The 20,781-nt window shown below is 34.5% G+C and carries 14 protein-coding genes and 2 tRNA genes; 9 read left to right on the top strand and 7 right to left on the bottom strand.

Features of this window, described 5'->3' with window-relative positions:
- The first annotated feature begins 50 nt into the window (after nt 1–50).
- The 7 genes from GIY83_RS02220 (at nt 51) to GIY83_RS02190 (ending at nt 10,393) form a co-directional block, all read left to right on the top strand.
- Nucleotides 51–1,250 carry an SH3 domain-containing protein gene (locus tag GIY83_RS02220; RefSeq protein WP_208684437.1) on the top strand — a complete coding sequence of 400 codons (1,200 nt, stop codon included), beginning with the start codon at nt 51–53 and terminating at the stop codon, nt 1,248–1,250.
- 49 nt (nt 1,251–1,299) lie between these two features.
- Entirely contained in the window at nt 1,300–2,118 is an 819-nt protein-coding gene (gene panB / locus GIY83_RS02215; protein WP_068842828.1) for a 3-methyl-2-oxobutanoate hydroxymethyltransferase, read from the top strand.
- A 183-nt stretch (nt 2,119–2,301) separates the two neighbouring features.
- Nucleotides 2,302–2,991, top strand: coding sequence for an RluA family pseudouridine synthase (locus GIY83_RS02210; protein WP_194615798.1), 690 nt, complete (start codon nt 2,302–2,304; stop codon nt 2,989–2,991).
- Nucleotides 2,992–3,066: 75 nt separating this feature from the next.
- Nucleotides 3,067–4,395: an aldehyde dehydrogenase gene (locus tag GIY83_RS02205; RefSeq protein WP_208684435.1), complete on the top strand. Its 1,329-nt coding sequence runs from the start codon at nt 3,067–3,069 to the stop codon at nt 4,393–4,395.
- Nucleotides 4,396–4,517: 122 nt separating this feature from the next.
- A complete protein-coding gene (locus tag GIY83_RS02200; protein WP_208684433.1) occupies nt 4,518–5,309 on the top strand; it encodes a hypothetical protein in 792 nt (263 codons plus the stop codon).
- A gap of 90 nt (nt 5,310–5,399) precedes the next feature.
- Nucleotides 5,400–9,449 (top strand): PAS domain S-box protein, encoded by a 4,050-nt coding sequence (locus GIY83_RS02195; RefSeq protein WP_194615795.1) that lies wholly within the window; start codon nt 5,400–5,402, stop codon nt 9,447–9,449.
- 92 nt (nt 9,450–9,541) lie between these two features.
- Nucleotides 9,542–10,393, top strand: coding sequence for a neutral zinc metallopeptidase (locus GIY83_RS02190; protein WP_208684431.1), 852 nt, complete (start codon nt 9,542–9,544; stop codon nt 10,391–10,393).
- Nucleotides 10,394–10,518: 125 nt separating this feature from the next.
- Here the strand turns inward: GIY83_RS02190 and nadB are convergent, their stop codons facing one another.
- The 7 genes from nadB to GIY83_RS02155 all read right to left on the bottom strand — a co-directional run bounded on the left by nadB (nt 10,519) and on the right by GIY83_RS02155 (nt 16,555).
- Entirely contained in the window at nt 10,519–12,042 is a 1,524-nt protein-coding gene (nadB, locus tag GIY83_RS02185; protein WP_194615793.1) for an L-aspartate oxidase, read from the bottom strand.
- A gap of 18 nt (nt 12,043–12,060) precedes the next feature.
- Complete coding sequence (gene nadA / locus GIY83_RS02180; RefSeq protein ID WP_208684429.1) at nt 12,061–12,993, bottom strand: quinolinate synthase NadA; 933 nt, start codon at nt 12,991–12,993, stop codon at nt 12,061–12,063.
- Nucleotides 12,994–13,521: 528 nt separating this feature from the next.
- Nucleotides 13,522–13,595, bottom strand: a tRNA-His gene (locus GIY83_RS02175).
- A gap of 495 nt (nt 13,596–14,090) precedes the next feature.
- A tRNA-His gene (locus GIY83_RS02170) sits at nt 14,091–14,164 on the bottom strand.
- Between the two features lie 76 nt (nt 14,165–14,240).
- Nucleotides 14,241–14,957 carry a bacillithiol biosynthesis deacetylase BshB1 gene (gene bshB1 / locus GIY83_RS02165; RefSeq protein ID WP_194615791.1) on the bottom strand — a complete coding sequence of 239 codons (717 nt, stop codon included), beginning with the start codon at nt 14,955–14,957 and terminating at the stop codon, nt 14,241–14,243.
- A gap of 95 nt (nt 14,958–15,052) precedes the next feature.
- The gene (locus GIY83_RS02160) at nt 15,053–16,120 is read right to left on the bottom strand and encodes a chorismate-binding protein (RefSeq protein WP_208684427.1); all 1,068 of its coding nucleotides are present in this window, start codon (nt 16,118–16,120) and stop codon (nt 15,053–15,055) included.
- 3 nt (nt 16,121–16,123) lie between these two features.
- Complete coding sequence (locus GIY83_RS02155; RefSeq protein ID WP_055096087.1) at nt 16,124–16,555, bottom strand: PaaI family thioesterase; 432 nt, start codon at nt 16,553–16,555, stop codon at nt 16,124–16,126.
- Between the two features lie 240 nt (nt 16,556–16,795).
- Here GIY83_RS02155 and GIY83_RS02150 point away from each other — a divergent pair, with 240 nt between their 5' ends.
- Together GIY83_RS02150 and GIY83_RS02145 are read left to right on the top strand one after the other, a co-directional pair.
- Entirely contained in the window at nt 16,796–18,313 is a 1,518-nt protein-coding gene (locus GIY83_RS02150) for a hypothetical protein (protein ID WP_208684425.1), read from the top strand.
- A 358-nt stretch (nt 18,314–18,671) separates the two neighbouring features.
- Nucleotides 18,672–20,534: an endonuclease gene (locus GIY83_RS02145; RefSeq protein ID WP_208684423.1), complete on the top strand. Its 1,863-nt coding sequence runs from the start codon at nt 18,672–18,674 to the stop codon at nt 20,532–20,534.
- The last annotated feature ends 247 nt before the right edge of the window (nt 20,535–20,781 follow it).

Raw genomic sequence — 20,781 nt, 5'->3', positions numbered from 1 at the left:
TAAATCCTTTTAATCTTTGGCAAAAAATCTAGCCTTCCAAAATATACTCCATGAAAAAATACCACTTTTTTTTAACCTTATTATTTTTCTCGGTTTTAATGCATGCTCAGGAACGTTATTTCCTTAATTCGGATACGCGTTTGTATACTTCTGCAAATGCTTCTGCTGAATTTTTGGGCTATTTTAAATATGGTGCCGAAGTACAATTATTATCCGAAAGCAAAAATGGCTGGTACAAAGTAAAAGCCGATAATTTATCTGAAGGTTATATTCCAGAAAAATTTGTGGCGACACGATTAAACTCTAAAGATGTCAAAGTAAGAGACAACGAGAATCCTATTTTAGAAGGCGGAGACAATTATTATGGCGGTAATCACCTTTTTGTTTTAGTGGCTGGTTTAAAGGCGCGTGCACAACCTGATAAAAATTCAAAAACAAAAGAAATCCTTAATACCGGTGATCCGGTTGCGATAAACTATCTTCCCAAAAATCAGGAAGACTGGGTAAATATTAGCGGACAATTTAGCGATGAATACGCCAGGTTTACGTTAAGAAAATTTGTTGGAAAAAGACCCGATTTCAATACTTTGATAAAAGATTTTGACAAACTCGATGTTAGTAATATTACGGAACGCAAAACCATTGGTGAGCGACTTGTAGAATTGGCCTGGAATAGTGAGACCACAACACTTGCTCCTGCATATCAACGATATTACGAAGTGGTGAAGCAGTTAAACGACCCGAAACTTCTTGCTGATACAGAGCTCAATATGGCTATTGCAAAAGGTATAGCCAAACATAAAAAACCGGAAGAGATTCTGGCTTTCGTTAAAAAATCAGAATTTATCTTGAAAGGAATAAAAACCAAAGCCTGGTATTTAACGCAAAAAGATTTGGTAAAAACATTCGGAAAAGCTCCTAAAACAGCAAACGTAAGCGATGAATGCGGTGTTTATTTAAGCGAACTTTTTTACTATTATCCAGATCTGGAAGCTTCTGTAGATGAACAAAAAAATCAGGCAGAGATCACGAAAGTTTTCATCAACGAAAACAACAAACTGGTTTTAAACCCAAATGCAATCTTAGACCATACATTAACAGAAAAAGCATTTATCGAAAAGTACGGAACTTATATTGGCGCTTCTATAAAAGCTCCACATTCGTACTCCATACAAATAGAAGACAGCGAATTTAGATTAGAATTTAAAGACGGAAAGTTATTTACCATCGAAATATTCTTCTATTGCTGATTTCAATCTATAATTATTCAATACTTTTACATCTTCAAAAAAAAACAAAATGTCAGTAGCAAAAAAAGATTATAAAAGAATCACAACAAAGTCATTGATCGAAATGAAAAGCAACGGAGAAAAAATCTCTATGCTTACGGCTTACGATTTTACAATGGCTAAAATTGTTGACACCGCAGGAGTCGATGTAATTTTAGTAGGCGATTCAGCATCAAATGTTATGGCGGGTCACGAAACGACATTGCCAATTACATTAGATCAAATGATATATCACGCTTCATCTGTAGTTCGCGCTGTAGAAAGAGCATTAGTTGTAGTAGATTTACCTTTTGGAAGTTACCAGTCTGACCCAAAAGAAGCTTTGCGTTCTGCTATTCGAATCATGAAAGAAAGCGGCGGTCACGCTGTGAAACTTGAAGGAGGAAAAGAAATTAAAGAATCTATCAAAAAAATATTAAACGCAGGAATCCCGGTTATGGGTCACTTGGGTTTAACACCACAATCGATCTACAAATTCGGAACTTACAGTGTTCGTGCCAAAGAAGATCAGGAAGCCGAAAAACTAATCGAAGATGCAAAATTGCTTGAAAAAGTAGGTTGTTTTGCTGTAGTTTTAGAAAAAATACCAGCCGATTTAGCTAAAAAAGTAGCGGATAGTATTTCAATCCCCGTGATTGGTATCGGTGCCGGAGGTGGCGTAGACGGACAGGTTTTGGTTATTCACGATATGTTAGGAATGAACAATGAATTTAGCCCTCGTTTCTTACGTCGTTACTTAAACCTTTACGAAGAAATGACAAAAGCAATTGGTCAATATGCGGCTGATGTTAAGTCGAGTGATTTTCCAAATGCTGGGGAACAATATTAGTTTTTTTTAAGGGACAAAGATCCAAAGGAAAGAGACAAAGGTTTCTTAATTCCACTAAATAAGCTATTATAATTATTTCTCGCAAAGACGCAAAGTCACAAAGAATCAAATTTAGACTTTGCGTCTTTGCGAGAGATTTAAGCGTCACCACTTTCAATCTAAAAAATTACCCATAGGTCCAAAATGAAAATTCTTTCCAATAAAAACAACCTCCAAATTCTACACGAAGACAACCATATTATCGTAGTCAATAAACGCGTAGGCGATATTGTGCAAGGTGATAAAACAGGCGATAAACCTTTATCTGATGTTGTAAAAGAATACATAAAAGACAAATACAATAAACCTGGTGACGTATTTCTGGGTGTAATTCATCGTTTAGATCGTCCTACAACCGGAATTGTTGTTTTTGCCAGAACTAGTAAAGCATTAACGAGAATGAACGAAATGTTCAGCAATCGTGAAACTCAAAAAACCTATTGGGCAGTTGTAAAGAATAAACCTCAGGAAGCAACTGCCAAATTGGTTCATTATCTTAAAAGAAACGAGAAAAACAATACTTCAAAAGCACATATAAAAGAAGTTCCGGATAGTAAACTGGCGAGTCTGGATTATACTGTTTTTAAAGAACTTCAAAATTATGTAGCGTTGGAAATCAATTTACATACAGGTCGTCATCATCAAATTAGGGCGCAATTAGCCGCTATTGGATCACCTATTAAAGGCGATTTAAAATATGGTTTTGACCGAAGCAATCCTGATGGCGGAATTCATCTTCATGCCAGAAAACTGGTTTTCGTACATCCTGTTTCTAAAGAAAATATCACTATCGTAGCGCCAACTCCGGATGAGACTATTTGGAACGCACTTTGATTTTATGATACTATTGTTAATTTTTAAATTTTTATCGATTAACTTGCATAGGCAAAAATCAAGTGAATCATAAAAATGGACTATAAAAACGACATCGGATACAGAAAAGAAACGCTAAAAAAATTGTTGTATAACATTCAGAAAAGCGAAGACTTAATTGTAAAAGCTTTATACGATGATTTTAAAAAGCCAGAATTCGAAGCTGTTTTAACTGAAACAAACTATGTTATTTCGGATTTAAAAGACACCATCAAAAATATTCATAAATGGGCAAAACGAACACGCGTTTTCCCTTCACTTCTCAACTTTCCTTCTACCGATTATATTTATAAAGAGCCCTTCGGAAACGTTCTGGTCATTGCGCCCTGGAATTATCCATTTCAATTGGCTTTATGTCCTTTGATTGCCGCAGTTGCAGCCGGAAACCGGGTAGTTTTAAAACCTTCTGAACTTACACCCAACACCTCAGCGATAATCGCTAAAATCATCGAGAAAACATTTCATGTTAATCATGTTGAAGTTTTTGAAGGCGGTGTCGAAGTATCGAATAAACTATTGGCACAACGCTGGGATTATATTTTCTTTACCGGAAGCGTTGCCGTTGGGAAAGTTGTAGCGAAAGCCGCAGCCGAAAATCTAACTCCAATTACTCTTGAACTGGGCGGAAAAAATCCTTGCATTATTGATGAAACGGCCAATTTAAAACTGGCCGCAAAACGTATTGTCTGGGGTAAATTTATTAATGCAGGCCAGACTTGCATTGCTCCCGATTATATTTTGGTTCAAAAAAATATGAAGGTGAATTTCATCTCTTTTTTGATTGAGGAAATCATAAAAGCATATGGAAAAAAAATAGACAAATCTCCGGATTTTGCCCGAATTATCAATACCAAAAACTGGTTGCGACTAGCCAGTATGATCGAACCCGAGAAAGTGATTTTTGGAGGGGAAACGGATGCCAACGAACTTTATATTTCACCAACATTAATCGAAGAACCGGCATTGGATAGCCCTGTTATGAAAGAAGAGATATTTGGTCCCATTTTACCCATTCTTATTTATAAAACAGAAGCTGACATCCAAAACGTGATTAGCCGCTATGAGAAACCTCTTTCATTTTATATTTTTAGCGAAAATAAATCATTTGCCAAAAAATTAATTAAAACCTATGCATTTGGCGGTGGCTGTATCAATGATACGGTTGTTCATTTTTCTAATAAAAGACTGCCTTTTGGGGGAGTTGGCCACAGTGGTATGGGCGCTTATCATGGCAAATTGAGCTTTGATATTTTTTCTCACCATAAAGCTGTCGTAAAAAAGGCTAACTGGCTCGATTTACCCATGAGATATGCACCTTACAAAGATAAACTGGCTTCTATAAAAAGAATATTAGACTGGATATAACACCAAAAACAATTTCGTAATGTTTTTGAGATTTTCATATCAAATTGATTAAAAATATTATATTTACGTCACATTATTTATCTTAAATCCCGGAATATAAAACAATTCTACTTTTACACAAAATGAAATCCACACTTGATCAAATCAAAGACATTAAGAATCATGGTTATACCTTAGATTTTTCAACTGTCTTTAACAATGCTTTTGAAAACTATAAAAAAATAGCACTTTACGCAGGGTTAATATTATTAGTTTTTTCTATACTTTTTGGTATCATTGGCTCTGTTCTTTTAGCCGTAATATTTGGTGTAGAAAAATTAAATAATCCCGCTTTCTTTTCGATCAAACCTATACAATTATCAAGCCTTCAGCTTTTTTATTATATTGCGGGAACAGTCTTATTTTCGGCGATTTTAAGTCCTTTTGGTGCAGGATTTCTAAAAATGGCGTACTGTGCAGACAGAGATCAGGAATTTAATGTCTCGACGATTTTTACTTATTATAGATCAAATAAGTTTTTACAAATATTTTTAGCCACTGCCATTATTTCATTATTCAGTGTGTCTGTATCTACTTTTTTCGAAATGCAAAATCTAAATCTGGCGGGACTTGTGGTTTCGTTGATGACTTCGTATTTTACATTTTTAACGATTCCCCTTATTGTCTTTGGAGATTTAAAAGCCTTTGATGCCATCGCATCAAGTTTTATTCTTATTGCAAAACAACCCATCGTACTTTTAGGATTAATGATCACCATTGTTGTCGCCCTGATTATTGGCTTTATGGCTCTTTTTGTGGGAATCCTATTTACTGTGCCGCTTAGTTATTCAATGACATACGCTATATATTATGCAATTTTTAAAAATGATAAAGAAGATCCAATTGATTCAATTGGGCAATCGGATTTAGAATAAAATAGAAAATTCTACACTAAAAAGAGCTTAACCTACTCTCTTTAGAATTTTCAAAAAACTATTTACTAAACCAAACATACCTCAAATTCTATGGTAGAGAACTGTAGTTTTTTCAATTCGTTGATTTCAGGAATTGCCACTCTTGGTAATGCCCTAAAATCAATTATTGCAAACTGGTATGTTTTTACTTCCGACATTATTTTTTACAACAATCCTAAAATTATTCTTTTAGGACTGGCACTCTTTGGCCTTCTGGGGGTTCTCATTTATCAATTCTTTAAGATAAAATCGAGCATTGGCTATTTCATAGAAAAAAAACTCGAAACTGAAACGACCAACAGAGAATACCAACTTTATATTTTATTTTTTGGTATTGCGATTATTGTTATCGAAATCATCAATGAACTTTTTAAAATAAGGCCTAAAAGTTTATTGGTTGTCAATGTTTCCATCGGATTTTCGGTTCTGCTGATTTACTTTATAACCAGCAAAATTAAATTTCTAAGAGATAGGGTTCAGTCTTTATTCATCTTCTTTTTCTTTATTTACATCGCTTATATTGGGCATAACATTATTTTTCTTTCCAAAGATGTTATTCCTATTATTGTCTTTTTAATCTCTTTTTTCTTTTCTTACACGATCTTAAAACCCATAAAAATATACTGGTTCTTTGTTGGCTTAGTTTTTACTTTTCTAATTGTAACCGTTATTTTTCATTTGATTTCTTTAAAATCATCCATTATATTAATCAATTTTTCGATCCTTATTTTTATTATCAATCAGGTTAAATATGCCGTGTTATTGAATAATACAGATAATTTCAGGTTTACAAACGAAATTGTACATAAGGGAAATTCACTAACAATTGCCACCAATAAAAAAAACGAGGTATTATTTTGCAGTGAAACAATAACGTCGATTTTAGGTTATCAGCCAGATGAAGTAATGGGGTTGAAATTTTGGAAACTAACAAAAGAAACGGACTTTATTGAGGGGATAAAAGATTTAAACCACGAGGAAAACAAACTTTATATTCGAAAATTAAAAAGTAAAAATGGCGAATACAAGTATATTCAATGGAAAGACAAAAAATTCTCTGAAGATTTAATTATCAGTATCGGACAGGATGTTACAGAGCAAATAAATGTTCAGGATCAGTACAAAAACCTGATTCAGACCGCAACAGATATTATATTTGAAATCGATAGTGACGGTTATTTTACTTTTGTGAATGATTTTGGTTTTTCGATTTTAGGTTATTCTGAAAATGAGATTATAGCACAGCATTATTCGAATTTTATTCATGAAAACTACCAACGGAATGCAGTTGATTTTTATGAAAACCTGGATATCAATGAAAACAATTTTCCTTCGATTGAAATTCCAATTTTAAAGAAAAACGGAAAAACTTTATGGATCTCTCAAAAAATTATCATTCGCAAAAATGATTTGGGCCAAACTATTGGTTTTGCTGGTATCGCCAGAGATATTACTGATATTAAAAACATCGAAAACGAAAAAAAGAAACGTCTTAAAAAAATTGAAGCTTACAATCATTCTACAAAAAAATTATCAACCTCAGATTTTAGCAAATACGACAATCTCGATACTGTTGTTGATTATATTATTAAAGAAGCAGCAACGGTTACCAAAACAAACAGGGTAAGCTTCTGGAAATATGACAAAGATTTAATTAGCTGTAAAAACCTATTTAGCGTTGATAATCAAAACTTAAACGACAAAAATATATTAGATAAAGAATCATATCCTATTTATTTTGAAACTTTAAAAAACAAGGCCATTATCAATGCGCCTGATGTTTTTAACAAATTAGAAACTTCTGAATTTCAAAAACATTATTTTACCAAAAATCATATCAAATCAATGCTTGATGTTCCTATTTTTTTGAGCGGACAATTGGGCGGCGTGGTTTGTTTTGAAAGTACTCAGGAAAAAAGAGACTGGGATAATGAAGATATCAATTATGCCAGAACAATTTCAGATGTTATTTCACTGGCTATTTCGTCACAAAAACGTCTGGAAGCTGAACGAAGATTAGAATTTAAAAGTCAGCTGTTATCGGCGCTTTCTTTATGCACAGAGAAGTTTTTGCTGAGTAAAACGACGCACGAGATGTTTCAGGAAACATATGAAATAATTGGAAAAGCGGCAAAAGTTGATCATATGTACTACTACGAAAGAGACTTTAATACGAATTGTGTCTCCCAAAAATACAAATGGTCCAGAAAAGGAATTGAACATCAAATAACCGAATTACAACAACTTACAGAAGATAATTTGCAGGAAATTTACGAAGCGGCAAATAACAGAAAAATCTTAAACAAGCTCACACGTAAACTTGGTGATACTTTTTTTAAACAATTATTAGTCGATAATAAAATCAAATCTATTTTGATTTTGCCTCTGTTTATAAATGATCTCTTTACCGGTTTTATTGGCTTTGATGATTGTACTAATGAAAGAAAATGGTCTGAAGAAGAAATCTATATCTTTCAGGTTCTTGCCAACAATATTTCATCGGCATTGGAGAGAAATCGAAATGAAACCAAAATTCTCGAAAGTGAAGAAAAATTCAAACTGATTGCCAACAATATTCCCGGTACCGTTTATTTATCAAAATTTGATGCTTTCTCTACCAAAATTTTCCTGAATGATGAAATTGCAAATTTAACCGGTTATTCGAAATCAGAATTTATTGACAATAATTTATCCTTTTTATCACTGATACATCCTGATGACAAAGATGAAGTAATCAGCAACCAGATTGATAATTTACAAAACAGCATGCCTTTGCACAATATTTACAGAATTCGTCGAAAAACGGGCGAATATATCTGGGTAGAAGAATTTGGTGATGTTATTAAAAAAGGTGATGAAATTGAATTTGTTGGCGGAATTTATTTTGACATTACCAACAAAAAAGAAACCGAAGATGCGATAAAAGCCAAACAACTGGCCGAAGCGGCAAATAAATCAAAATCAGACTTTTTGGCCAATATGTCGCATGAAATAAGAACGCCGTTAAACGGTATTATTGGTTTTACGCATTTACTGATGAAAACGGACCTTGAAGAAATTCAGGAAAAATACATGACCACCATCAATCAGTCAGCACATTCTCTGTTAGAAATTATCAACGACATACTTGATTTCTCAAAAATTGAAGCCGGAAAACTGGAACTTTTTATTGATTTATATGATATTAAAAAAGTACTGGGTCAGGTGTTTGATTTAATTGTTTACGAATCGAACCAGAAAAATCTTAACCTGGAATTGAATGTGGATCCTGATGTTCCCAAATACATTTGGACCGATATTGTCAGAATCAAGCAAATTTTGATCAATTTACTGTCGAATGCCGTAAAATTTACCAATGAAGGTTCGATTAAATTAAATGTGTCTGTTCTGGAGAAAAATAAAAGCGGGAATTGTATTATTCGGTTTTCAGTGATTGATACCGGAATTGGAATACTGGAGAAAAATCAGAAGAAGATTTTTAAGGCTTTTTCTCAGGAGGATAGTTCTACAACGCGAAAGTTTGGAGGAACCGGTTTGGGCTTAACAATATCCAATCAGTTATTGGCTTTAATGCATAGCAGATTGCAATTGGAAAGCAAGATTGATATTGGAAGTAATTTTTATTTTGATTTAAATTTAAAAACCAGCAACCAAAGCATCAACGAAAAATACAATGCCGAACTTAAAAAAATCAATCTGCAATTAAGTGCTAATGCCGGCCAAAACCATAAAAACATTACTTTTTTGATTGTAGAAGACAACAAAGTAAATATGCTGTTGCTAAAAACCATTATAAAAAATCTGTATAATACGGCTTACATTTACGAATGTGAAAATGGATACGAAGCCGTAAATCAATTTGAAAGTATTAATCCTGATCTTATTTTTATGGACATTCAGATGCCGGTTATGAACGGTTACGAAACCACAAAAGCGATACGAAATACAATTACCGGAAAAGAAATTCCTATAATTGCCGTAACGGCAGGTGCAGAGAAAGACGAAAGAAACAAATGTTTATCGGCAGGAATGGACGATTATATTTCGAAACCCATTATTAAAGGTATTGTGGAAGAAGCCTTATCAAAATGGTTAAAATAGTTCAAACTAATTTGTTTGATTTTAACAATAATTCCTGAAAAATATATAAATTCGTACAACATAAAACTCAATAAACTAAAATACAATATAATATGAAGTGGTTAGGCGGAAGACAAAGTGATAATGTAGAAGACAGAAGAGGCCTTTCTGGCGGAAAAGTAGCCGTTGGAGGCGGTGTTATTGGTATTATTATTTTGTTACTGAATGTTTTTGGCGGTGAAAATGGCCAGACTATAGGAAATGTATTGGAACAAATGCAAGGTGGTCAGCAAACGCATACTGAGGCAGCAGCCCCCTTAAGTGAAGAAGACAAAAAAATGGGGGACTTTGTCAGAGTTGTATTAGCCCGTAATGAAGACACCTGGACCAAAATATTTGCCCAACACGGCATGACTTACGAAAAACCTAAGTTGGTTCTTTTTAAAGGCTCTGTAAGTACAGCCTGCGGCGGTGCATCATCTGCATCAGGACCTTTTTATTGCCCTGGCGATCGCAAGGTCTATATGGATTTGGCTTTTTTCGAAGAATTAAAAACCAAATTTGGCGCTGAAGGTGGCGATTTTGCCATTGCTTATGTTATCGCTCATGAAATAGGACATCATATTCAGACTTTATTAGGAACGTCTGCAAAAATGCGACAGGAGCAAGAAGGAAAAAGTGAAGCCGAGGCCAATAAACTTTCTGTAGCTCTGGAATTGCAAGCTGATTTTTATGCCGGAGTCTGGGCTCACGACAACGAACAATATCTTGAAGCCGGAGACATCGAAGAGGCATTAAGTGCAGCAAATGCAGTGGGTGACGACGCTATTCAAAGCAAAATGCAAGGTCATGTTGTTCCGGATTCGTTTACCCACGGAACATCAGAACAAAGAATGTATTGGTTCAAGAAAGGTTTTAAAACCGGCGATATCAATCAGGGAAATACATTCGACGAAATACGATAATTCAATAAACCAAACTATAATAACCAAATGAGCATGACTTAAACGTCATGCTTTTTTGGTTACTATAAGCAATACTTTTTCGCGTAAACTTGATTTTATTTTAAAATAATTAAAGAAAATGTGATTTAATAACTTGCAGCGTTTTCTAGAACCTTACTTTTATTGTGTTCAACAATAATTTTAGCTACGGTAAGCATATTAGTAAATTCTATCAATTGAGTTGTTATTTTTTGTTTTTTGAATAACAATCCTACTGTTGTCATTTTCATTGATTCTATTCGATTCAATATTCTAACAAAATCAGAATCTTTACTGGCATAGAAAAAAGTCATCATGGCTTGAAGTTCTTTTTTCAGCTTCACAAAATAATTAGAATCTTTATCCAATAAAGGCTCGTCGAATTTCAACATGCTTTTTTTTGATGAAAAAGACAACTCATCAATCGTACTATCGATATGGTCAGAAGCCTGATGAGCAAAAACCAAAGCTTCTAATAATGAGTTGGAAGCCAGTCTGTTTTTTCCATGCAAACCTGTTCTCGAACATTCGCCTATAGCATATAGATTCTTAATATTGGTTTGAGATTTTTCATTTACATTGATACCACCACATTGATAATGAGCCACAGGAACAATAGGAATTAAATCCTTTGCAGGATGCAATCCGATTGTCTTGCAATACTGTGTAATCGAAGGAAAATGAATATAGAATTCGTCAAAGTCAAGGTGTCGGCAATCTAAATAAACATACTGTTTTCCGGATGTTTCTATTTCTTTGCTTATGGCCTGCGATACAATATCCCTTGTTGCCAATTCCCCACGGATATCATCTTTAAAAATAAAACGCTTTTGATCTTCATTAACAATATGCGCTCCAAAACCTCTTACAGCCTCAGAAATTAAAAAGAAAGGATTTTTATTTTCTTCGTACAATGCTGTTGGATGAAACTGTATGTATTCCATATCCTTTATTACCGCGCCGGCACGGGAAGCAATTGCGATTCCGTCACCGGTGGCAATCTCCGGATTGGTAGTGTTCTTAAAAATCTGGCCGCAGCCTCCGGTACTCAAAACAATAGTTTTAGCGCGTATGTATTTTACTTTCTTATTGATTTTGTCACAATAAAAAGCACCTTTACAGCTCGCTTTCCCTTTATTTTTTTTAGTATCTACATCAATAACCAAATGATCTTCCAGTAAGGTAATGTTAGATAATTGCTTGGTAGCCCCGATTAGATTTTTTTCTATTTCTGCCCCGGATATATCTTTATGATGCAAAATACGATGCTGAGAATGTCCGCCTTCCAAACCTAAATTCCATATTCCCGCTTTATTTTTATCAAAACAAACCCCAATATCAATGAGTTCATTTAATCGTTCAGGAGCCTGGTGAATTACCATTTTAACAATTTCTTCATCGCATAAACCTCCGCCCGATTTTAATGTATCCTCTATATGCTGCTCAAAACTATCCTCAATGCGATCCGTAACCACAGCAATACCGCCTTGAGCCAGTTGGGTATTAGAGTTTTTAACCTTGTCTTTGGTCATAATTGCAATAGATAAATCTGGTCTCTTTTTTGCAATTTTTATCGCAAAAAACAACCCTGCTATTCCGGAACCAATTATAAGTATATCTGTTTTTTTCATGTTGATTGATTTAGATATTTATGACAAATTGAGCATTCTGTTGATCGGTTTTATGGCCTCTAATCGTAATTCTTCATTAATAGTAATTTCCGGTCTTTCATCTTTTAAACATAAATAAAGCTTTTCTAAAGTATTTATTTTCATAAAAGCACATTCGCTGCAGGCACACGTATTATCTTCGTGTGAAGGCGCCGGAATAATCGTTTTGTGAGGAGCTTCTTTTGAGAGCTGATGAAGGATTCCCGCTTCGGTGGCTACGATAAAAGTAGTAGCCATATCGTTCTTGATAAAATTGAGCATTCCAGATGTTGACCCAATATAATGTGCCGTCTCGAGAATATGCCGTTCTGATTCAGGATGTGCTACAATTTTTGCAGTTGGATTGGCATTGTAAATTTCGATAAGCTTATCTAGTGAAAAAGCTTCGTGAACAATACACGAGCCATCCCAAAGCAATAATTCACGATTTACTTCTTTTTTCAGGTACATTCCTAAATTTTTATCCGGAGCAAAAATGATTTCCTGCTCTTTAGGAATGGCTTCTATAATTTTTCTTGCATTTGATGACGTACAAACCCAGTCACTTAAAGCCTTTATCTCGGCCGAGGAATTAATATAAGTTACAACTACATGATTGGGATGAAGTTCTTTTAATTTCCTGAAATTTTGAGGATCACATCCGTCAGCAAGAGAACATCCTGCATTGCTATCAGGCAAAAGCACTTTTTTATCCGGATTGATGATTTTTGCCGTTTCGGCCATAAAATATACTCCTGCAAAAACAATGATATCTGCATTGGCAGAAGCCGCTTTTTTAGATAACTCAAGACTATCGCCTACAAAATCGGCGACTTCCTGTATGTCTTTATCCTGATAATAATGAGCGAGTAGGATCGCATTTTTTTCTTGTTTGAGTCGGTTTATTTCAGCAATTAAGAATAGCTTATCCATACGGTTAGTTTTATCGATATCCTTAAATTGTACCTTTAGAATATCTCGATTATTTTGTTTTTTAAAACCTGATTTATGTCGTAAAGATATTATGCCACTTAATTTTATTTTATGATTAAAATCATGAAACATTAGTTTTTAATTTAACATCTTATATCGTTAAACTCAATTAAGTTCTGACCAGATTTCCTGATCTCTGAAGGGTTAACGATTTGCCTTTCTAAAAAGGGATCAACATTAAATATTATGGAGAGACATAAAATTATACTCCCTAATTATTTTTACCACAGAGAACGCAAAGGTTTTCCGCAGAGTTCACTAAGTTTTAGGTTGTGTTTACACCATCTAAGTACACAAAGCTTTGTGGACTTAGTGCTTTACTAAAAAGCGCAACTTTACGGAGTTTGAGATCGCAATTCTCCAATTAATCCAAAAATTTACAATTTGGATTTTGGATTTTGGAATTTGGAATTTGAGATTTATTGGCACAAAAAAAGCCCTGAATCTCTTCAAGGCTTTAAATTTTTGGGTGGCTGACCGGGTTCGAACCGGCGACCCGCGGCACCACAAACCGCTACTCTAACCAGCTGAGCTACAACCACCATTTTTGCTTAGCGAGTGCAAATATACAACAAAGGTTTACTTCTGCAAAAAAAAAGCCTCAAAACCGGAGATATCAGGCAAGAAAATGGTTTTGATGAAATAAAATGATTTACAAACCAAACCATAATAACCAATAAACCAAGACTTAAACATTGTACTTTTTGTTTATAAAATAAATTCCAGTAGATAAAAAAAATCCAATAGATAAATTCCAAATTCCAAATCTCTTTCAATTAGAAATTTGAATGTTTCAATTTTCAAACATAGCCAACGATTTCAGCCTTTGGAAGGTTTACAATATCACGATTTGTATTATTTACTCAAGGTTTAAATTAGGCTATAATTAAATTCTAAATCCTCTACAGTTTCAAATTGGAGTTTCAAATTTGGGATTTGGACCCGATAGCGAACAGGCGAAGCAATTTTAAAAAATTGGTATTTAACTTATTGGCACAAAAAAAGCCTTGAATTTCTTCAAGGCTTTTACAATTCTGGGTGGCTGACCGGGTTCGAACCGGCGACCCTCGGCACCACAAACCAATACTCTAACCAGCTGAGCTACAACCACCATTTTTCTTTGCGGTTGCAAATATACAACAAAGGTTTACTTCACCAAAGAAAAAAATGAAAAATTTATATCAAAATCACATCAAATCCTCTAAGCTATTGACTGCCAAACACCTTTCAACAGTAAAACCTTCTGCAAAATCTTTCCCCACTAACCTTCCTAAGTCCTGTGCACGGTAATTTAGGCTTTCCATAAAGTTTTTACTAGTAATTGGCGTAGCAGGTTCTTTTGAATTTGGATCATAAAATTGCGTTTTATACGCCATCACAGCTTCAATTTTCTTTTCTTCAAATCCTGTAATATCTACTACAAAGTCTGGTTCAATGTTTTTCCACTGAATATAATGGTACACTACTTTTGGTCTCCAGGCTTCCTGGTTTTCTCCATCTATAGAAGTTTCTATTTTCATTAATCCTGATAAAAAGCAAGCATCAGAAACTAACTTACTCCCTTTTCCGTGATCAATATGGCGGTCGTCAATAGCATTACACAATACAATCTCCGGTTTATATTTTCGGATCATCTTAATAACTTCTAGCTGATGTTTTTCGTCGTTGACAAAAAAACCATCGCGCAAACCTAAATTCTCACGAACCAAAACCCCTAAAATATTTGCTGCATCTTTTGCTTCCTTATCTCTGGTTTCTGCCGTACCGCGCGTTCCTAATTCGCCACGCGTTAAATCAACAATACCTACTTTTTTCCCACGAGATACTTCTTTTAAAATGGTCCCCGCACAACCCAACTCTACATCATCCGGATGTGCCCCGAAGGCTAATATGTCTAATTTCATACTTTTTAATATCAATGTCAAAAATCAATTTCAATTTCAATAAAAAACTAAATTGACTTTTTGTTATCTATCCTCTTTATTCTATTCTCTTTATTCTATTTTATCTTCAATACTCTCTTCATCGTCATTGATTTATTGACGCTTTCCTCCCACTCTTTTTCAGGAATACTTTCTTTGGTGATTCCGCAGCCCATGTACAAAATGGCTTTGTTTTCCTGAATTTGCATGTTACGTAAATTTACAAATAAATCAGAACTAATATCGTTATTCGCAAAACTGCTGTTTAATTCGCCCAGAAAACCGCTATAAAAAGTTCTGTCGTAATTTTCGTTTTCTATGATAAAAGCCTTTGCTTTTTTCTTTGGCAAACCACAAACTGCAGGAGTTGGATGCAAAGTATCTATCACTTCTTCCAGAGTCGAATTGTTATTTAGAACTCCCGAAATATCTGTTTTTATGTGCCAGATCGATCCTGCTCTCAGACTGTACGGTTCCGTAACATTAACCGAAGAGGCAACTTCACGCAATCTTTTTACAATAAAATCGGTTACGTATTGCTGTTCGTCTTTTTCTTTTTGCTGCCAAAAAACATCCGTTTCAGCAGTTGCTTTTTGAGTTCCTGCTAAAGCTGTAGTTTCAAACACATTTCCGTTTGCTTTTAATAACTGTTCCGGCGTTGCTCCCATCCAAAATCCAATTTTAGGATGAAAAAAGCAATACGAAAAAGTAGTGGGATACAATTCGATCAAATGCTGAAAAGTGGCTACAAAATCAAATTCGGCCAACACAACCTTTTCGCTTCTGGACAAAACCACTTTTTTGAATTCTTCGTTTTTAATCGCTTCAATTCCTTTAGCAACTAAATCTTCATACTGAATTTTAGCAGCTTCATCAAAAACTGAATCTTCGATTTCGATAGTTTTAAAAAAAAGTTCCTCTTGTTCTGTCGTTATAATTTCAGCTTCATTTTCCGGAATCAAAACCAGTTGTTTTTCATCAAAAGAAGCAAATACAAAACCTTTTTCTTTGTAGTTAGAAATGGTATGCAAAGTGTCATTTTGCTGTAAAAGCCCAAAAATACTTCTGGAATTGGGTTTAGAATACATTACAAAAGGCAAATGCTTTTCGTATTGTTTTTTTATTTTAGAAAAAAAGTCATTCATGTTCTATTCTGTTTTCTTTTTCTCCAAAACCATATTTGTCAGCTTGCAAAGCGAAATCAGGTTTCCGGCTTCATCGGTAATTTTAATTTCCCAAAGATGAATACTTCTTCCTTTATGAATGATTCTCGCTGTCCCGAAAACCCAGCCTTCACGAATACTTTTTAGGTGATTGGCCGAAATTTCTATTCCGCGTACTTCCTGTTCTTTTGGATTGATAAAAAAAAACGATGCTGCACTGCCCACACTTTCTGCCAAAGCTACAGAAGCTCCTCCGTGTAAAAGTCCCATTGGTTGGTGAACGGACGGATTTACAGGCATTTTCGCCGTCAAAAAATCCTCGCCAGCATCTATATATTCTATTTTTAGCGTTTCCATTAGCGTGTTTTTAGAAAATTCGTTGCAACGCGCTAAAATCTGCTCTTTTGTATAATTCATTAAAATGGAATTTAAAATCGTAAAATTAAAGAAAAGAAGAGATACAAATTCGAAAATGCAATTCTAAATTAAAAATCAACTTCAAACATGTAAGTTTTTTGTTATTTTTACCAAAACAATCAATATTGATCTTTGGCTGAAAATTTATTTTTTTTGCTAAAGATTACACAGATTAGCACAGATTAAAATAGCTATAAAATCCTTTTTAATCTTTTAAATCAGTGGCAAAAAAAGAAACAAATGCGTCAATACTTTATACTTTTCATTTTTGGAATACTTGTAACAACCGGTTCTTGTCGAACTGATTTTGACACCGTTGCCAGTTCCGGAAATTTAAAGTTTTCAAAAGACACTGTTTATTTAGACACTGTTTTTAAGAATATTGGTTCCAGCACGTATCAACTGAAAGTTTACAATGCAAGTAAAGATGATATTTCGATTCCAACGATTCAACTGAAGAATGGTCTAAATTCAAAATACCGAATGACCGTTGACGGAATGAACGGCAACAATGGCAAGATTTTTAAAGACGTTACGCTTTTAGCCAAAGACAGTTTATATATTTTTATAGAAACCACGGCAGATATTACAGATGCTGATCCGACCGATTTTTTGTATACAGATCAGATTCAGTTTGATAGCGGCGCCAATCTTCAGGAAGTGGCTTTGGTTACTTTAATTCAGGATGCTGTTTTTCTATATCCAAAACAAAATACTGACGGAACCAAAGAAAAAATTATAATAGACGGCAAGGCTGTTGATGGTTTTTATTTGGATGAAAATGACGCTGTAAACGCAAATGAATTGCTGTTTACCAATCAGAAACCGTATGTTATTTATGGTTTTGCAGGCGTTCCCGCAAATAAAACCGTTACTTTTCAGGCCGGAGCAAGAGTCTTTTTTCATGCCAATTCCGGACTTTATATAGACAATAAAGCATCACTTCAAATAAACGGAGCTGTATCAACTACCAATAAACTAGAAAACGAAGTTATTTTTGAAGGTGACCGACTAGAATCTCTTTACGATGATATTCCCGGGCAATGGAATTCAGTTATTCTAGCTAGTGGAAGTAAAAATCATTCGATCAATCATCTTACTTTAAAAAATGCCATTGCGGGTTTAAACATAAAAAGTCCTGACAACAGCACTACAATCGACATCAAAAACACTCAAATATACAATTGCGCCGAGTACGGAATCTTGGCTCAAAACGCATACATTAACGGAGAAAACATTGTCATAAATTATGCTGGTTTAGCAAGTTTATCATGTGTTTACGGCGGGAATTATATTTTTACGCATTGTACTTTCAATAACAACTGGCAAAATTCATCACATTTTGCTGTTAACCTCAGCAATAGTTTAGCCGGTGCAACTCCTTCAACTAATCCGCTTACACAAGCTACTTTCAATAACTGTATTATTTACGGATCAAGCACTAACGAGTTCAATTTGAGTAAAAATACAAATGCTGCTTTTGTCTATCAACTAAATAACTGTTTGTTGAAATTTAGCAGTTCAAGTACCAATCCGGATTATCAGTTTAAAACCGATACAGAACATTACAATCAGATTATCTTAAATGAGAATCCGAAGTTTTATAATGTGAATCAAAATAAGTTAAACATCGATACTACTTCTCCCGCTTTCGCGAAAGGGAATCAGACGTATATAATTCCGGTAGATATTATAGGAAAAACCAGGACTTCTCCGCCCGATTTAGGTGCTTATCAAAGCGCTGCATTTCCTAAATAGTTTTGTTTTCACCATATAAGTGATATAAGAAAATTTAAGTTTTCTGCGTAAAATGTAGCCCACAGGTTTTACAGATTAAACTGATTATCGCTGATTATTTTCTAAAATGAACTTATCTCACTTATGTAGTGAAAAAGAAAAAAAACTTTGCGCCTCTGCGTCTTTGCGAGATTATTTTCAAAACTTTCTAAAATGAATTTATATCACTTAGATGGTTAAAAAAAACTCGTAAGAAATTTTTTCTAAAATTAAAGATCACTTAACGTAGTGTATTCTTAAAAGTAGTATTTTTGATACAATTAATAAACTAGAAACCTAACATTCAATTTATTGACAACCCAAATCTAAACCTACTTTTATGAAAAAAAACTACTTTTTAATCTTATTGATGTTTACTGCCGTTGGTTTTTCCCAAATTCCTGCTGGCTATTACAACACGGCAACCGGAACAGGTTACACTCTAAAAACACAATTGTACAATATCATTAAAGGTCATACCGATAATGGTTATGCCGGTTTGTACACTACCTATCAAACATCGGATGTTGATAACTTCTACGAAAACGACGGAACGGTTTTAGACATGTATTCTGAAAATCCGTCAGGAACAGATCCTTATAATTACAGTACAGGAAGCACGCAACGATGTGGCAATTATTCAGTAGAAGGCGATTGTTATAATAGAGAGCACATTATTCCGCAATCGGTATTTAATGAGCAATCTCCAATGGTTGCCGATGCCCATTTTATCACTCCAACCGACGGAAAAGTAAACGGAATCCGTTCTAATTATCCGCATGGTATTGTAAATTCAGCCACTTATACCTCTCAAAACGGAAGCAAATTGGGCTCAAGTGCAGTATCTGGATATTCAGGAACTGTTTTTGAACCTGTAAATGAATTTAAAGGCGATATTGCCCGAATGTACTTTTATTTTGCCACCCGTTACGAAAATACCGTTGCAGGATATTCTTATGTTATGTTTGATGGTTCAAGCAATAAGGTATTTACAACCGCATTTTTGAATGTTCTTTTGGCCTGGAATGCCCAAGATCCGGTAAGTGCAAGAGAAATCGCAAGAAATAATGCTATTTACGGACGTCAGAATAATAGAAACCCATATATCGATCATCCTGAATATGTAAACCAAATTTGGGGAGGAACTTCTTCCGGAGATACTCAGGCTCCAACCGCTCCAACAAATTTAGCTTCGACAGCAACAACAGCAACTTCTGTTTCGGTTAGTTGGAATGCTTCAACAGACAATGTGGGTGTAACAGGATATAACGTTTATGCAAATGGTGTGCTGAAAAATACGGTTACTACTTTAAATTATACTATTACCGGATTGACCGCTTCTACCAATTACAACATTTATGTTACAGCAAGAGATGTGGCAGGAAACACTTCCTTGTCAAGCAACACTATTGCTGCTACGACAAATGCAAGCGGCGGGACTGGCGGAACAGCTTCGGACATTTTGTTCTCGGAATATATTGAAGGTTCTGGAAATAATAAAGCATTAGAAATTGCTAATAATACAGCAAGTTCAGTGAGTTTATCTGCTTATACCATTAAAAAACAAACCAATGGCGCCGGATCGTGGAGCACAGGTTTAGCATTAAGTGGAACATTAGCCACCGGAAGTAAATTTACGATCGTAAACAGTTCAATGGCCTCCAGCTGTTATCCAACAAGTTCAGCGAATATTTCGACAACAGCAACCGAATTGACTTTTAACGGAAATGATGCTGTAGGTTTATTTAAAAATGGCGTTTTAATTGACATTATAGGAACTTTTAATGGCGGAACTGCCAACTTTGCAGCAGATGTTACTTTAAGAAGAAAATCTACCGTAACAGCTCCAAGTACAACATTCAACCTAAGCTCACAATGGGATTCTTATGCCGCAGATACCTGCTCTAACTTAGGCGCTAAACGTACACAAACTCTATCTGTAGAAACGGAAGAAGAAACTGCTCCTCAATTAAAAGAATTGGTTTTATATCCAAATCCAACCAACGGAAACTTCAATATTTACTTTAATACTATTAATTCACCTTATTCTATCGAGATAATCTCCATATTTGGTCAGAGGGTATTTGAGAAATCAAATAGTACTGATTCATTATCGACGATAAATAACTTGCCAAAAGGCATCTACATTGTTCGTATTAATCAGGATTCTGACACTTTTAGCAAAAAGATCATAATCAACTAAATTAAACGAGTGCTTACTAAATTTAAAAGCGGCAATATTGCCGCTTTTTTTGTTTTATTTTTTCACCAAAATAAGTAATATAAGTTCATTTTAGATTTTTTTAATCTCGCAAAGTCGCAAATACGTAAAGCTTGAGTTTTTAAGCTTTGTAAATAAACATTTGCGTCTTTGCAACTTTGCGAGCAAAATTCAAACAGTAATTAAATGAATTTAAATCACTTATATGGTTTAAAGAAGCATCTGTATA

Origin of the sequence: Flavobacterium sp. SLB02 (assembly GCF_009664855.1) — a bacterium.
Classification (GTDB): domain Bacteria; phylum Bacteroidota; class Bacteroidia; order Flavobacteriales; family Flavobacteriaceae; genus Flavobacterium.
The sequence above is the reverse complement of the archived record's forward strand: the minus strand, read 5'-3'. Positions and strand labels throughout refer to the sequence as shown.

Excerpts from the sequence above, each read along its gene's own strand:
- GIY83_RS02145 (WP_208684423.1), top strand. The coding sequence starts at position 18,672 with ATGAAAAAAAACTACTTTTTAATCTTATTGATGTTTACTGCCGTTGGT.
- GIY83_RS02195 (WP_194615795.1), top strand. The coding sequence starts at position 5,400 with ATGGTAGAGAACTGTAGTTTTTTCAATTCGTTGATTTCAGGAATTGCC.
- GIY83_RS02190 (WP_208684431.1), top strand. The coding sequence starts at position 9,542 with ATGAAGTGGTTAGGCGGAAGACAAAGTGATAATGTAGAAGACAGAAGA.
- GIY83_RS02220 (WP_208684437.1), top strand. The coding sequence starts at position 51 with ATGAAAAAATACCACTTTTTTTTAACCTTATTATTTTTCTCGGTTTTA.
- panB (WP_068842828.1), top strand. The coding sequence starts at position 1,300 with ATGTCAGTAGCAAAAAAAGATTATAAAAGAATCACAACAAAGTCATTG.
- bshB1 (WP_194615791.1), bottom strand. The coding sequence starts at position 14,957 with ATGAAATTAGACATATTAGCCTTCGGGGCACATCCGGATGATGTAGAG.
- GIY83_RS02210 (WP_194615798.1), top strand. The coding sequence starts at position 2,302 with ATGAAAATTCTTTCCAATAAAAACAACCTCCAAATTCTACACGAAGAC.
- nadB (WP_194615793.1), bottom strand. The coding sequence starts at position 12,042 with ATGAAAAAAACAGATATACTTATAATTGGTTCCGGAATAGCAGGGTTG.
- GIY83_RS02160 (WP_208684427.1), bottom strand. The coding sequence starts at position 16,120 with ATGAATGACTTTTTTTCTAAAATAAAAAAACAATACGAAAAGCATTTG.
- GIY83_RS02155 (WP_055096087.1), bottom strand. The coding sequence starts at position 16,555 with ATGAATTATACAAAAGAGCAGATTTTAGCGCGTTGCAACGAATTTTCT.
- GIY83_RS02200 (WP_208684433.1), top strand. The coding sequence starts at position 4,518 with ATGAAATCCACACTTGATCAAATCAAAGACATTAAGAATCATGGTTAT.
- GIY83_RS02150 (WP_208684425.1), top strand. The coding sequence starts at position 16,796 with ATGCGTCAATACTTTATACTTTTCATTTTTGGAATACTTGTAACAACC.
- nadA (WP_208684429.1), bottom strand. The coding sequence starts at position 12,993 with ATGGATAAGCTATTCTTAATTGCTGAAATAAACCGACTCAAACAAGAA.
- GIY83_RS02205 (WP_208684435.1), top strand. The coding sequence starts at position 3,067 with ATGGACTATAAAAACGACATCGGATACAGAAAAGAAACGCTAAAAAAA.